Annotated in this window: 11 protein-coding genes; 7 read left to right on the plus strand and 4 right to left on the minus strand. The window is 72.3% G+C overall.

Going from position 1 to position 13573, the window contains the following annotated elements; translation table 11 throughout:
* Window positions 1–30: 30 nt before the first annotated feature.
* Window positions 31–651, plus strand: coding sequence for a nucleoside triphosphate pyrophosphatase (locus tag OG199_RS17295; protein WP_356804983.1), 621 nt, complete (start codon window positions 31–33; stop codon window positions 649–651).
* A gap of 15 nt (window positions 652–666) precedes the next feature.
* Here the strand turns inward: OG199_RS17295 and OG199_RS17300 are convergent, their stop codons facing one another.
* Window positions 667–1161 (minus strand): hypothetical protein, encoded by a 495-nt coding sequence (locus OG199_RS17300; RefSeq protein WP_356804981.1) that lies wholly within the window; start codon window positions 1159–1161, stop codon window positions 667–669.
* A gap of 355 nt (window positions 1162–1516) precedes the next feature.
* Here OG199_RS17300 and OG199_RS17305 point away from each other — a divergent pair, with 355 nt between their 5' ends.
* A complete protein-coding gene (locus tag OG199_RS17305) occupies window positions 1517–3289 on the plus strand; it encodes an acetyl/propionyl/methylcrotonyl-CoA carboxylase subunit alpha (protein ID WP_405830178.1) in 1773 nt (590 codons plus the stop codon).
* A gap of 746 nt (window positions 3290–4035) precedes the next feature.
* Here the strand turns inward: OG199_RS17305 and OG199_RS17310 are convergent.
* Complete coding sequence (locus OG199_RS17310) at window positions 4036–4998, minus strand: DeoR/GlpR family DNA-binding transcription regulator (protein WP_266701022.1); 963 nt, start codon at window positions 4996–4998, stop codon at window positions 4036–4038.
* Between the two features lie 167 nt (window positions 4999–5165).
* Window positions 5166–6788 (minus strand): NAD(P)H-quinone dehydrogenase, encoded by a 1623-nt coding sequence (locus tag OG199_RS17315; protein ID WP_405830180.1) that lies wholly within the window; start codon window positions 6786–6788, stop codon window positions 5166–5168.
* Between OG199_RS17315 and OG199_RS17320 the strand changes: the two genes are divergently transcribed.
* The 4 genes from OG199_RS17320 (at window position 6723) to OG199_RS17335 (ending at window position 11501) form a co-directional block, all read left to right on the plus strand.
* Entirely contained in the window at window positions 6723–7160 is a 438-nt protein-coding gene (locus OG199_RS17320; protein WP_054233631.1) for a gamma-glutamylcyclotransferase, read from the plus strand. The genes OG199_RS17315 and OG199_RS17320 overlap by 66 nt on opposite strands.
* 100 nt (window positions 7161–7260) lie before the next feature.
* Window positions 7261–8085: a purine-nucleoside phosphorylase gene (locus tag OG199_RS17325; protein WP_266701020.1), complete on the plus strand. Its 825-nt coding sequence runs from the start codon at window positions 7261–7263 to the stop codon at window positions 8083–8085.
* A gap of 258 nt (window positions 8086–8343) precedes the next feature.
* The gene (locus OG199_RS17330) at window positions 8344–9981 is read left to right on the plus strand and encodes a phospho-sugar mutase (RefSeq protein WP_405830183.1); all 1638 of its coding nucleotides are present in this window, start codon (window positions 8344–8346) and stop codon (window positions 9979–9981) included.
* A 302-nt stretch (window positions 9982–10283) separates the two neighbouring features.
* A complete protein-coding gene (locus OG199_RS17335; RefSeq protein ID WP_405830185.1) occupies window positions 10284–11501 on the plus strand; it encodes a mannosyltransferase family protein in 1218 nt (405 codons plus the stop codon).
* A gap of 297 nt (window positions 11502–11798) precedes the next feature.
* Here the strand turns inward: OG199_RS17335 and OG199_RS17340 are convergent, their stop codons facing one another.
* Complete coding sequence (locus tag OG199_RS17340; RefSeq protein WP_356803550.1) at window positions 11799–12440, minus strand: PH domain-containing protein; 642 nt, start codon at window positions 12438–12440, stop codon at window positions 11799–11801.
* A gap of 133 nt (window positions 12441–12573) precedes the next feature.
* Here OG199_RS17340 and deoC point away from each other — a divergent pair, with 133 nt between their 5' ends.
* The gene (gene deoC, locus OG199_RS17345; protein ID WP_356803552.1) at window positions 12574–13569 is read left to right on the plus strand and encodes a deoxyribose-phosphate aldolase; all 996 of its coding nucleotides are present in this window, start codon (window positions 12574–12576) and stop codon (window positions 13567–13569) included.
* The last annotated feature ends 4 nt before the right edge of the window (window positions 13570–13573 follow it).

The following is a 13573-nucleotide window of genomic DNA, read 5'->3' on the forward strand; positions in this document are numbered from 1 at the left end:
ACGACACGCCCGCGCCGATACGCTGACCGCATGACCGATCAGCCGCGCCGCCGCCTCGTGCTCGCCTCGCAGTCCCCCGCCCGGCTCAACCTGCTGCGCCAGGCCGGGCTCGCCCCCGAGGTGATCGTGAGCGGGGTCGACGAGGACGCCGTCTCCGCCCCGACACCCGCCGAACTCGCGCTCGCCCTGGCCGAGGCCAAGGCCTCCGTCGTGGCCGCGCGGCCCGAGACACAGGGCGCCCTGGTGATCGGCTGCGACTCGGTCCTCGACCTGGACGGCCAGGCGCTCGGCAAGCCGGCGGACGCCGAGGAGGCCACCGCACGGTGGAAGGCGATGCGCGGCCGGGTCGGGACCCTTCAGACGGGGCACTGCGTCCACGACACGGCGACCAAGCGCTACGCGTCGGGGACCGCGTCCACCGTGGTCCGCTTCGGCGAGCCGACCGACGCCGAGATCGCCGCGTACGTCGCCTCGGGCGAGCCGCTGCATGTCGCCGGCGCCTTCACGCTCGACGGCCGCTCGGCCCCGTTCATCGAGGGCATCGACGGCGACCACGGCAACGTCATCGGCATCTCCCTGCCCCTGGTCCGCCGCCTGCTGGGCGAACTGGGCGTCGGCATCACGGAGTTGTGGACACCGCGGGAGAAGTGACAGCCGCCGGGACGGTCAGGAGGCGCTGGGTGCCGGAGGGGCCGCGACCGGGGCTCCTCCGCCGCCCGCCCCGTCCGCTCCACCGTTGCCGCCCTCCGGCGCGGCGTCGGCGGGACCCGCCGCGGGGCCGAACGCCAGCAGCGTGAACAGGATCAGCCCGAGCACCACCATCATGAAGGCGAACGCGCCCCAGCCCACCAGCCCCACCGTGAACGCGCCGAGCAGTCCGTGCACCACGGCGGCGCTGATCAGCAGGACGCGCCCGACGGTCCCCGGAGCGCGGTTCCGCACCGCGACCAGCAGCGCGGCGACCCCGCACAGCGCGAAGTAGAGACCGAAGACCAGTCCCCCGATCTTCGACGAGGTGGACATCATGTCCGAGTCCAGCCCCGCCAGGGACATGTCCTGCCGGTCGACGACCACGCCGAGGAACCAGTTCAGCAGCGCGATACCGACCGCTTCCACGAAGAGCACGATCGCCGCCACCCACGCCACCGGTCTGCGTACCACCGGTCCCCACCCACTTCCGAGTGCTGTTACCCCAAGTACGTTCGAGACATCCCGAACGCTACTAACGGGTAAACCACGGGACAAGGGTTCTGCCGAGGGCAAAGAATCATTGGGCCATTCGTAGGGACTCCACAAAGAAACGATGTGCGGCGCGGCACAGCCGCACAGAGACCTTGACCACACAGGAGGGCTAGGGTTCAACCAAGGATTCCTGCGTACCGCGGTGTGACAAGGGATCTCGCGGGTCGAGCGAGCCTCGAATCACGCTCCGTGTGGGCAAGCTCACCATTGGGGACGGGTCGAAAGGCCGTGTCGGCAGTCCCTAAACTCGGCTTGTTTCAAGGAGGGAGCCATCGTGCGCAAGGTGCTCATCGCCAACCGTGGCGAAATCGCTGTCCGCGTGGCCCGGGCGTGCCGGGATGCCGGGATCGCGAGCGTTGCCGTGTATGCGGAACCGGACCGGGACGCTGTGCATGTCCGAGCGGCGGACGAAGCGTTCGCGTTGGGCGGTGACACCCCGGCCACCAGTTATCTGGACATCGCGAAGGTGCTCAGGGCCGCCGGGGACTCGGGGGCGGACGCGGTCCATCCCGGGTACGGCTTCCTGTCCGAGAACGCCGAGTTCGCGCAGGCCGTCCTGGACGCCGGACTGATCTGGATCGGGCCGCCCCCGCAGGCCATCCGTGACCTGGGTGACAAGGTCGCCGCCCGGCACATCGCGCAGCGTGCCGGTGCCCCGCTGGTCGCGGGCACCCCCGACCCGGTCTCCGGCGCGGAGGAGGTCGTCGCCTTCGCGAAGGAGCACGGGCTGCCGATCGCGATCAAGGCGGCGTTCGGCGGCGGCGGACGCGGGCTGAAGGTCGCCCGCACCCTGGAGGAGGTCCCGGAGCTGTACGACTCGGCGGTCCGGGAGGCGGTCGCCGCGTTCGGACGCGGTGAGTGCTTCGTCGAGCGTTACCTCGACAAGCCCCGCCATGTGGAGACGCAGTGCCTGGCCGACACGCACGGCAACGTGGTCGTCGTCTCGACCCGTGACTGCTCGCTCCAGCGCCGTCACCAGAAGCTGGTGGAGGAGGCGCCCGCTCCGTTCCTGTCCGACGCGCAGGTCGCCGAGTTGTACGCGTCGTCCAAGGCGATCCTCAAGGAGGCCGGCTACGTCGGCGCGGGCACGGTGGAGTTCCTCGTCGGGATGGACGGCACGATCTCCTTCCTGGAGGTCAACACCCGTCTGCAGGTCGAGCACCCGGTCACCGAGGAGGTCGCCGGCATCGACCTGGTCCGGGAGATGTTCCGTATCGCGGACGGCGAGGAACTCGGCTACGGCGATCCCGAACTGCGCGGCCACTCCTTCGAGTTCCGTATCAACGGCGAGGACCCCGGCCGCGGCTTCCTGCCCGCTCCCGGCACCGTCACCACCTTCGCCCCGCCCTCCGGCCCCGGCGTCCGCCTCGACGCCGGCGTCGAGTCCGGTTCGGTCATCGGCCCCGCGTGGGACTCCCTGCTGGCCAAGCTGATCGTCTCGGGCGCCACCCGCGAGCAGGCGCTCCAGCGTGCCGCCCGCGCCCTGGAGGAGTTCACCGTCGAGGGCATGGCGACCGCGATCCCGTTCCACCGCGCGGTGGTGCGGGACCCGGCGTTCGCTCCGGAGCTGACCGGTTCCGCGGACCCGTTCACCGTCCACACCCGGTGGATCGAGACCGAGTTCGTCAACGAGATCCCCGCGTTCACGGCCCCCGCGGACGCGGACACCGAGGACGAGTCGGGCCGCGAGACGGTCGTGGTCGAGGTCGGTGGCAAGCGTCTCGAGGTGTCGCTGCCGTCCTCGCTGGGCATGTCGCTGGCCCGCACCGGACTCGCCGCGGGCGCCAAGCCGAAGCGCCGCGCCGCCAAGAAGTCCGGCCCGGTCGCTTCCGGCGACACCCTCGCCTCGCCCATGCAGGGCACGATCGTCAAGATCGCGGTCGAGGAGGGCCAGGAGGTCCAGGAGGGCGACCTCATCGTCGTCCTGGAAGCCATGAAGATGGAGCAGCCCCTCAACGCCCACCGCTCCGGCACCGTCAAGGGTCTGAGCGCCGAAGTGGGCGCGTCCATCACGTCGGGCGCCGCGATCTGCGAGATCAAGGACTGAGACACCGCCGTACGGACCGATCCCGGTCCGTACGGCATCCGAAGCGCCCGGTGGACCGGAACGGTCGGTCCGCCGGGCGCTTTGCTGTGTCCGGGGTCGGGTCCGGACGGAGGCCCGGGGTCGGGCCCGGGTCCAGGTCGAGTCCGGATCCAGGTCCGGGTACAGGTGCACGTCCGGGTACAGGTCCATGTCCGGGTACAGGTCCACATCCGGGTACAGGTCCCACTCCGGTTACAGGTCCACGTCGTGTTCCCGGTCCGGTCCGGTCCGGCGCGGCGCGGGCGGACGGGTATCGCGCGGGTGAGTGGGGGCGCGGCACAGGGGGTCGCCCGTTCGGGTGAACGCGGGACACCGGTGTGGGGGTCCGCACTCCCGGCGGATCGTGTGGACGCGGGCCCACTCCTGTGGACGTGGGCCGGGGGGCCTCGCGCGGGGACGGCCGGGCGGCGATCCGGAGTGCGGCTCCACCATGGGCCGGCACGATCCGGTGGGCGAGGGGTCACGACGGGCCGCCAGGGACCCGGCGCCCGGCCTCACCGGCGGTCAGAAGGACGGGAGCGGTCGCCGTCGGCCACTGGGCCGCGGCGTGCCGTCAAGGGTCACCACCGGCCGTCACGAACCGTCACGGCCGCGGTGGTCGGCGCCTGGCTCGGTGCCGGACGGCGGTGGCTCGGCCCGCGCATCGGAAGGCGCCTCGGCCCGTGCTTCAGCCTCCGCCCCGGGCTGTGCGTCGGTCTGCGCCTCGGTCAACGGCGGCGTAAATCCGCCACCCGAGCCCGCTCTCCGGGAGACTGCTCGCCCAGAGAGGTCGCGCTGCGCAACTGCGGCCCGGCGCCCGGGACCTGACCGCGGCGCGGACCGGGCAGGGGCACGTCCCGGCGCGGCTGACGCCCCGCCGGGGCCGTATCGCCTGCCGTACCACCGCCCGACTGCCCCGCCACCGCGATCTGCACGCCCTGGTCCGCCAGCGCCTGCAGTTCGGTGACCGCGCGATCGTCGTGCGCGGGCGGCTCGTCGGTCACCAGACGGGTGATCAGATCGGTCGGTACCGTCTGGAACATGGTGTCGGTGCCGAGCTTGGTGTGGTCGGCGAGGACCACGACCTCCGCCGCGGCCTGCACCAGCGCGCGGTCGACGGACGCCGACAGCATGTTGGAGGTGGACAGGCCGCGCTCGGCAGTGAGCCCACTGCCCGACAGGAAGGCCCGGGAGACCCGCAGCCCCTGGAGGGACTGCTCGGCACCGCTGCCCACCAGCGCGTAGTTGGAGCCGCGCAAGGTGCCGCCCGTCATGACGACCTCGACACGGTTGGCATGGGCCAACGCCTGGGCCACCAGCAGGGAATTGGTGACGACGGTCAGGCCGGGCACCCGCGCGAGCCGGCGAGCCAGCTCCTGCGTGGTGGTACCCGCGCCCACCACGATGGCCTCGCCCTCTTCGACGAGACCCGCGGCGAGATCGGCGATGGCCGTCTTCTCGGCGGTCGCGAGATGCGATTTCTGCGGAAAGCCGGACTCCCGCGTGAACCCGCCCGGCAATACCGCACCGCCATGCCGGCGGTCGAGGAGTCCTTCTGCCTCCAGTGCGCGCACGTCCCGCCGTACGGTCACTTCGGAGGTCTGGACGACGCGGGCGAGCTCACGGAGCGACACGGCCCCGTTCGCTCGCACCATTTCGAGGATCAATTGGCGACGTTCTGCAGCGAACACGAAACTGACAGTAACCCCAACGACCGTCTGCTTTCAGCAGTTTGCGCCGAATAACAGAAGTTGTTCGCATGGCAGGGTACGAAGTGGTATACGCGTCTACTCACGCCGCCTATGCCGCGGGAATGGGCGGCGACTCCCCGTGACCAGCGGGAAATCGCTTTCGCCCGTCAGCCCTCGTCGGTCAGCTTACGGGTGTGCAACTGCCGTGCCACCTCGGCGATCGAGCCCGAAAGGGAGGGATACACGGTGAACGCGTTCGCGATCTGTTCGACCGTCAGATTGTTGTCGACCGCGATCGAGATGGGGTGGATCAGTTCCGAGGCGCGCGGGGCGACGACCACACCGCCGACCACGATCCCGGTGCCCGGACGGCAGAAGATCTTCACGAAGCCGTCCCGGATGCCCTGCATCTTGGCGCGCGGGTTGCGCAGCAGGGGAAGCTTGACGACCCGGGCGTCGATCTTGCCCGCGTCCACGTCGGCCTGCGAGTAGCCCACGGTCGCGATCTCGGGGTCGGTGAAGACGTTGGAGGACACCGTCTTGAGGTTCAGCGGCGTGACCGAGTCGCCCAGGAAGTGGTACATGGCGATACGTCCCTGCATCGCCGCCACCGAGGCGAGGGCGAAGACGCCCGTCACGTCACCGGCCGCGTACACGCCCGGGGCCGTGGTCCTGGACACCTTGTCGGTCCAGATGTGCCCGGAGTCCCTGACCTTGACCCCGGCCTCCTCCAGACCCATGCCGCTGCTGTTCGGAATGGCGCCGACGGCCATCAGACAGTGCGAGCCGCTGATGACGCGGCCGTCGGAGAGGGTGACCTCCACCCGGTCGCCGACCCGCTTGGCGGACTCGGCGCGCGATCGGGCCATGACGTTCATGCCGCGGCGCCGGAAGACGTCCTCCAGCACCGCCGCCGCGTCCGGGTCCTCGCCCGGCAGCACGCGGTCACGGCTGGAGACCAGGGTGACGCGCGAGCCGAGCGCCTGGTAGGCGCCGGCGAACTCGGCTCCGGTGACACCGGACCCGACCACGATGAGCTCCTCGGGCAGCTCGTCCAGGTCGTACACCTGTGTCCAGTTCAGGATCCGCTCACCGTCCGGCTGGGCGTCGGGCAGCTCGCGGGGGTGCCCGCCGGTGGCGATGAGGACGGCGTCGGCGACGAGCGTCTCCTCGGTGCCGTCCGCGGCGCGCACGACGACCTTGCGCGAGCCGTCCAGGGACTGCATGCCCTCCAGCCGGCCGCGGCCGCGCAGCACACGCGCGCCGGCCCGGGTGACGGAGGCGGTGATGTCGTGCGACTGGGCCAGCGCCAGCCGCTTCACCCGGCGGTTGACCTTGCCCAGGTCGACCCCGACCACCCGCGCGGACTGCTCCGCCGGCGGGGTGTCGTCGGCGACGATGATGCCGAGTTCCTGGTACGACGAATCGAAGGTCGTCATCACCTCGGCCGTGGCGATGAGGGTCTTCGACGGCACGCAGTCGGTGAGCACCGACGCCCCGCCCAGACCGTCGCAGTCGACGACGGTCACCTCCGCGCCGAGCTGGGCGGCCACCAGGGCCGCCTCGTATCCGCCGGGTCCGCCACCGATGATCACGATCCGAGTCACGTACTCCATTGTCCCGCACGCTTCAAGGTGCCCGCGCCCCGGGGGCCGCCGACCGCGTATTCGAGCTGCTTCTGTTACGCGGGAGGCGCACGTGTTCACTGCCGTACCCTCGACCACATGTCGCTCTACGCCGCGTACGCCGGCAATCTCGACCCGCGGCTCATGACGCGCCGCGCCCCGCACTCGCCGCTGCGCGCCACCGGCTGGCTGAACGGCTGGCGGCTGACGTTCGGGGGCGAGCACATGGGGTGGGAGGGTGCGCTCGTGACCCTCGTCGAGGCGCCCCGTTCGCAGGTCTTCGTGGCGCTGTACGACATCGCCCCCCTGGACGAGGACTCCATGGACCGCTGGGAGGGCGTGGGCCTCGACATCTATCGCAGGATGCGGGTACGGGTGCACACGCTGGAGGGCGAGGAGCCCGCGTGGGTGTACGTACTGAACGGGTACGAGGGCGGCCTCCCCTCCGCGCGCTACCTCGGTGAGATCGCCGACGCGGCGGAGTCGGCGGGAGCGCCGCACGACTACGTGATGGAGCTGCGCAAGCGCCCCTGCTGACGAGCCCGGGTCCCTTCGTTGGAAACGACAAGACAACGATCGCAAGACCGTGAGCTCCATCATCTACGCGCGTAGGCCCGGACCGGCTACCCTCATGCGCGTGAACGCATCTCTTCTTCCGGACGACATCCAGGGCGACCCCTACGCCGCTGCCGACGCCGCCGCCACACGCCTGCGGGAGCTCACGGGCGCCGAGACCCACGACGTCGCGCTCGTGATGGGCTCCGGCTGGGCACCGGCCGTGGACGCCCTCGGCTCCCCCGAGGCCGAGTTCCAGGTCACCGAGCTGCCCGGGTTCCCCCCGCCCGCGGTCGAGGGCCACGGCGGCAAGGTCCGCTCGTACCTGATCGGCGACAAGCGGGCGCTGGTCTTCCTGGGCCGCACGCACTACTACGAGGGCCGCGGTGTCGCCGCCGTCGCGCACGGTGTCCGTACGGCCGTCGCCGCCGGCTGCAAGACCCTCGTGCTCACCAACGGCTGTGGCGGCCTGCGCGCGGACATGCGTCCCGGCCAGCCGGTGCTGATCAGCGACCACATCAACCTGACGGCGACCTCCCCGATCGTCGGCGCGAACTTCGTCGACCTCACCGACCTCTACTCCCCGCGGCTGCGCGCCCTCTGCAAGGAGGTGGACCCCACCCTGGAGGAGGGCGTCTACGCGCAGTTCACCGGGCCGCACTACGAGACGCCCGCCGAGATCCGGATGGCCCGCACCATCGGCGCGGACCTCGTCGGCATGTCGACCGTCCTCGAGGCCATCGCCGCGCGCGAGGCCGGGGCGGAGGTGCTGGGCATCTCCCTCGTCACCAACCTCGCCGCCGGCATGACGGGCGAGCCGCTGAACCACGAGGAGGTCCTCCAGGCCGGCCGTGACTCGGCGACCCGCATGGGTGCGCTGCTCACCCAGGTCCTGGACCGGCTGTAGGACCGCGCCCCGGGTCCCCCGGTGTCGGCGTTCGACGGTGCGTCGTCCGGCCGCGGGTGGGTGGGGGCCGGACACGCGGTTCCCCGCGTCCCTGGGCGACTCGGCCCGCCCGCGTCCGAGGACGAGGACGTTCAGGCCGAAGTGGGGGCCTGGGGGGACGGTCTCCGGGAACGGGACGGGGTAGGAGCGGCGATGGCGCGGAAAGCCCACCGCGGCCCGGTATCAGCAAGGCACCACAGACAGAGAGGTACACCCGACGTGCAGGACGAACTCATCGCACGGGCCGAGGCGTGGCTGGCCGAGGACCCCGACGCGGAGACCCGTGAGGAACTCGCCAAGCTCATCGACGCCCGGGACGTCACCGAGCTCACCGCACGCTTCAGCGGCACCCTCCAGTTCGGCACCGCGGGCCTGCGGGGCGAACTCGGCGCGGGCCCGATGCGCATGAACCGCGCGGTGGTCATCCGCGCCGCCGCCGGTCTGGCCGCGTACCTCAAGGCCAAGGGCGAGACCGGCGGTCTCGTCGTCATCGGCTACGACGCCCGTCACAAGTCCGCCGACTTCGCCCGCGACACCGCCGCGGTGATGACGGGCGCGGGGCTGCGGGCCGCCGTGCTGCCCCGCCCCCTCCCCACCCCCGTCCTGGCCTACGCCATTCGGCACCTCGGTGCCGTGGCGGGCGTCGAGGTCACCGCCAGCCACAACCCGCCCCGCGACAACGGCTACAAGGTGTACCTCGGCGACGGCTCGCAGATCGTCCCCCCGGCGGACGCCGAGATCGCGGCCGAGATCGACGCCGTCACCCGCCTGGACACCGTCCCCCGCCCGGACGGCGGCTGGGAGATCCTCGACGAGGGCGTCCTGAACGCCTACCTGGCCCGTACGGACGCCGTGCTCGCCCAGGACTCCCCCCGCACCGCCCGCACCGTCTACACGGCGATGCACGGCGTCGGCAAGGACGTCCTGCTCGCCGCCTTCGCCCGCGCAGGCTTCCCCGCCCCCGTACTGGTCGCCGAACAGGCCGAGCCGGACCCTGACTTCCCCACCGTCGCCTTCCCCAACCCGGAAGAGCCCGGCGCGATGGACCTCGCCTTCGCGAAGGCCCGGGAGACGGACCCCGACCTGATCATCGCCAACGACCCCGACGCGGACCGCTGCGCCGTGGCCGTGAAGGGCCGCGAGGGCGCGGACTGGCGGATGCTGCGCGGCGACGAGGTCGGCACGCTGCTCGCCCGGCACCTGGTCGACCGCGGCGCCCGCGGCACCTTCGCCGAGTCGATCGTCTCCTCATCCCTCCTCGGCCGGATCGCCGAGAAGGCGGGTCTGGCGTACGAGGAGACCCTGACCGGCTTCAAGTGGATCGCCCGCGTGGAGGACCTGCGCTACGGCTACGAGGAGGCGCTCGGCTACTGCGTCGACCCCGAGGGGGTGCGCGACAAGGACGGCATCACGGCGGCCCTCCTGATCACGGAGCTCGCCTCCCAGCTCAAGGAGGACGGCCGCACCCTGCTGGACCTGCTCGACGACATCGCCGTGGAGCACGGTCTGCACGCCACGGACCAGCTCTCCGTCCGTGTCGAGGACCTCTCGGTGATCGCGAACGCCATGCGCAGCCTGCGCGAACAGCCGCCGACGCGGCTGGCGGGCCTGCCCGTCACCAGGGCCGAGGACCTCACCCTGGGCACGGACAGCCTCCCGCCCACGGACGGTCTGCGTTACACGCTGGACGGCGCCCGCGTCATCGTCCGTCCCAGCGGCACCGAGCCGAAGCTGAAGTGCTACCTGGAGGTCGTGGTCCCGGTCGCCTCGCACGCCGGTCTCGCCGCGGCCCACGCCGAGGCCGCCGAGCTGCTCACGGCCATCAAGCGCGACCTGTCGGCGGCGGCCGGCATCTGACGCCTGCCCCCGGTGGGGCCGCCGGGCGGGACCTGGTGGGCCCACGGGGCAGGGCGGTACGGGCACACGGAGGGGGACCGGGCCGGTCCGCCGAGCAGGAGCGGGTGGGTCCACCGAGCAGGAGCGGGCGGGCCACCGAGCGGCACCGAGTGGACCCACCGAGCACCCCGCTCCACCCCTCCACCCCTCCACCGCCCTTACGGGTGATTTCCGCCCGGCACTTGAGGCAGCACTCCCGTGCGCCGCCACCCGGCCGAGGAACGGTTACCGGTAGCGCACCGCCGAGTCCCAGGAGCTGCCGCGTGCCCCCGACCGCTTCCCGGCCGACCTCCGCCCCGCCCCGGAACTCCCCCGGCGGGCTCCTCCCGGACACCACCCCGGGCACCCGGCTCCCCAGGCCCGCGGCCGGCCCCGCGGCCTCGCTCCGCACCCGGCTGGGCCTGGCGGCCCCCGCTCTGCTGGCCTACGCCGCGGTGCGCCTGGTGGGACTGCTCGTCCTCGCGCTCTGGGCGCACGCCGAACACCACGGCGTCCGGCCGATCCTCGCCACGCAGTGGGACGCGAACTGGTATCTGGGCATCGCGCGGCACGGCTACACGCACCGTCTGGGCACCGCCTACGACGCCAACAACCTCGCCTTCTTCCCGCTCTACCCGTTCCTGGTGAAGGCGGTCGGGGCGCTGACGCCGGGCACCCTCGCGACGGCGGGCCTGCTGATCACGGTGGTCGCCTCCTTCCTCGCCGCATGGGGGGTCTTCGCCGTCGGTCACCGTCTCCACGGCCGCCGCGCCGCCGTACTGCTGACCGTCCTGTGGGCGGCCCTCCCGGTCGGTCTGGTGCAGTGGATGGGCTACACGGAGTCCTTGTTCACCGCGTTCGCGGCATGGGCGCTGTACGCGGTGCTCAGCGACCGCTGGCTCTGGGCGGGCTGGCTGGCGGCGCTGTCCGGCCTGACCCGCCCCACCGGCATCGCGGTCGCGGCCGCCGTCACCGTCACGGCCCTGCTCGGCCTGCGCCACCGCTTCTCCTCCCGTGCCCTCGTGGCCGCCGCCCTCGCCCCCGCGGGCTGGCTCGCGTACGTCGGCTGGGTGGGGTGGCGCCTGGGCCGCTGGGACGGCTACTTCGCCGTACAGCGCCTGTGGCACAACGAGTGGGACGGCGGCGCCGAGACCCTGCGGCGGATGCGGGAGGTACTCGTCACCGACTCGACGCCGGAGCTGTTCCTGGTGACGGTGACGCTCGTCGTCTCCACGGCTCTCCACGTCCTCTGCGTCTGGGACCGCCGGCCGCTCCCGCTGCTGCTCTTCACCGGTGTCCTGCTGCTCATCGTGCTGGGCAGCGGCGGTGTCTACTTCCCCCGGGCCCGCTTCCTCCTGCCGGGCTTCCCGTTGCTGCTTCCGGTGGCCCTGCACCTGTCCCGGGCCTCACGCCGCTATCTGACGCTGGCCCTGGGCACCGCGGTGCTGGGAGCGGCGTACTGCGGCGCGTACATGGTCCTGGTGTGGCCGAGCGCGCCCTGAACGGCGTCCGTGACGGCGTACCGCCCGCACCCGCACCCGCACCCGCACCCGCACCCGCACCCAGCTGATCCGACCACGCGGCAAGATGCCGTGCCGGACACCGCGCGCCCGGCGCGACCGGGGCGGCCCCGGCCCGGCGGCCGCACGCGGTCGTACAGGACCGCGGCCGGCCGTACGCGGTGACACCGGCCCGCGGCGCCGCGACCGGCGGCCCCCGCCGTTCTCACACCCCGGCGAACCGGCCGTCCCTCGCTCACCCCGGCGAACCGGCGACGGCGCACCCGCACCCCTGTGGCGTCACCCCACGGCGAGCAGGATCGCCAGCACCACGGCGCCCGCGAGCGCGGGACCCATGACCTCGTACGCCCAGCGCACGCTGACCGCGCCCTGCGCCCCTTCCGTGGCCGGGTGCGCCTCGGCGAGCTCACGCAGGTCGTCCATGGCCCGGTCGGCCTGGGCGCGCGCGGGCGCGGCCGGGGTCACGCGCCCGGCGCTGTCGGCCGCCGCCGCCCGCCCCCGCGTCTGCCGCTTGGCCGCGCGCTTGCGGGAGCGCAGCGAGACGGGGATCGCCCACAGCTGGTACTTGGTGCCGTCCGTGGTGACGACCTCGTTGGAGTAGCCGGAGCGCAGCGTGGCGATCGCGCTCCAGGGCACCACGATCACGCGGAAGGGGTTGCGGACGCGCAGCCGGTCCTCGTTGGCGTAGACGGCCGGGCGCAGGGTGAAGGCGCTCACCAGCGGAATCACCAGGATCATCGCGGCGAGCGCCAGCCACGGGGTGCGCCCGTGTCCCGAGACCAGCGCGTCGATGCCGAGCCAGGCGACGATGGCGAGCAGCAGCACGCCGCCCGCGATGCCGGCGGATGACCGGTAGATCCGGTCCCTCGACTCGGGGCGCGAGGCGTCCGGCGGGGGTGGCTGGTGATCGGGCGTCGTCATGCCCCCGATTCTGCCCGACGGTCCGCGGCGGCCTCTTCCGCCCCCGCCGTCTCCCCGGGTTGCCCCGCCCCTTCCGCATCCACCCCCGGGGCTGTACAGCCGCTACGCGCGTAGATATGCTCGGGTGGTGACCATGCCCACCACTGCACCCTCCCCCAAGCACTCGACTTCGCTCGAGCAGGGTGGTGCCCCCACCCACGCACTCGGCGACGTGACCGCGTCCGACAGCACCCTGCGCCGCTTCCTGCACGGGTTGCCCGGCGTCGACGCGGTCGGCCTGGAGGCGCGCGCCGCCTCGCTCGGCACCCGTTCCATCAAGACGACCGCGAAGGCGTACGCGATCGACCTCGCCATCTCGATGGTCGACCTGACGACGCTGGAAGGCGCGGACACCCCGGGCAAGGTCCGGGCGCTCGGCGTCAAGGCGGTCCACCCGGACCCGACCGACCGCACGGCGCCCGCCACGGCCGCGGTCTGCGTCTATCCCGACATGGTGGCCACCGCCAAGGAGGCCGTGGCCGGTTCCGGTGTGAAGGTCGCCTCCGTGGCCACCGCCTTCCCGGCGGGCCGCGCCGCGCTCGACGTGAAGCTGGCCGACGTGCGGGACGCCGTCGCCGCGGGCGCCGACGAGATCGACATGGTCATCGACCGCGGGGCGTTCCTCGCGGGCCACTACCTGAAGGTGTACGACGAGATCGTCGCGGTGAAGGAGGCCTCGGGCGCCGCCCGTCTGAAGGTCATCTTCGAGACCGGCGAGCTGTCGACGTACGACAACATCCGGCGGGCCTCCTGGCTCGGCATGCTGGCCGGCGCGGACTTCATCAAGACCTCCACCGGCAAGGTGGCCGTCAACGCGACGCCGTCGAACACGCTGCTGATGCTGGAGGCGGTCCGCGACTTCCGCGCGCAGACCGGCGTCCAGGTCGGCGTGAAGCCGGCCGGCGGCATCCGCACCACCAAGGACGCCGTCAAGTTCCTGGTCCTGGTGAACGAGACCGCGGGCGAGGACTGGCTGGACAACCACTGGTTCCGCTTCGGCGCGTCCTCACTTCTGAACGACCTGCTGATGCAGCGCCAGAAGCTGGCCACCGGCCGCTACTCCGGCCCCGACTACGTGACGGTGGACTGATCAC

It is taken from the genome of Streptomyces sp. NBC_01176 (assembly GCF_045039825.1).
Lineage (GTDB): Bacteria > Actinomycetota > Actinomycetes > Streptomycetales > Streptomycetaceae > Streptomyces.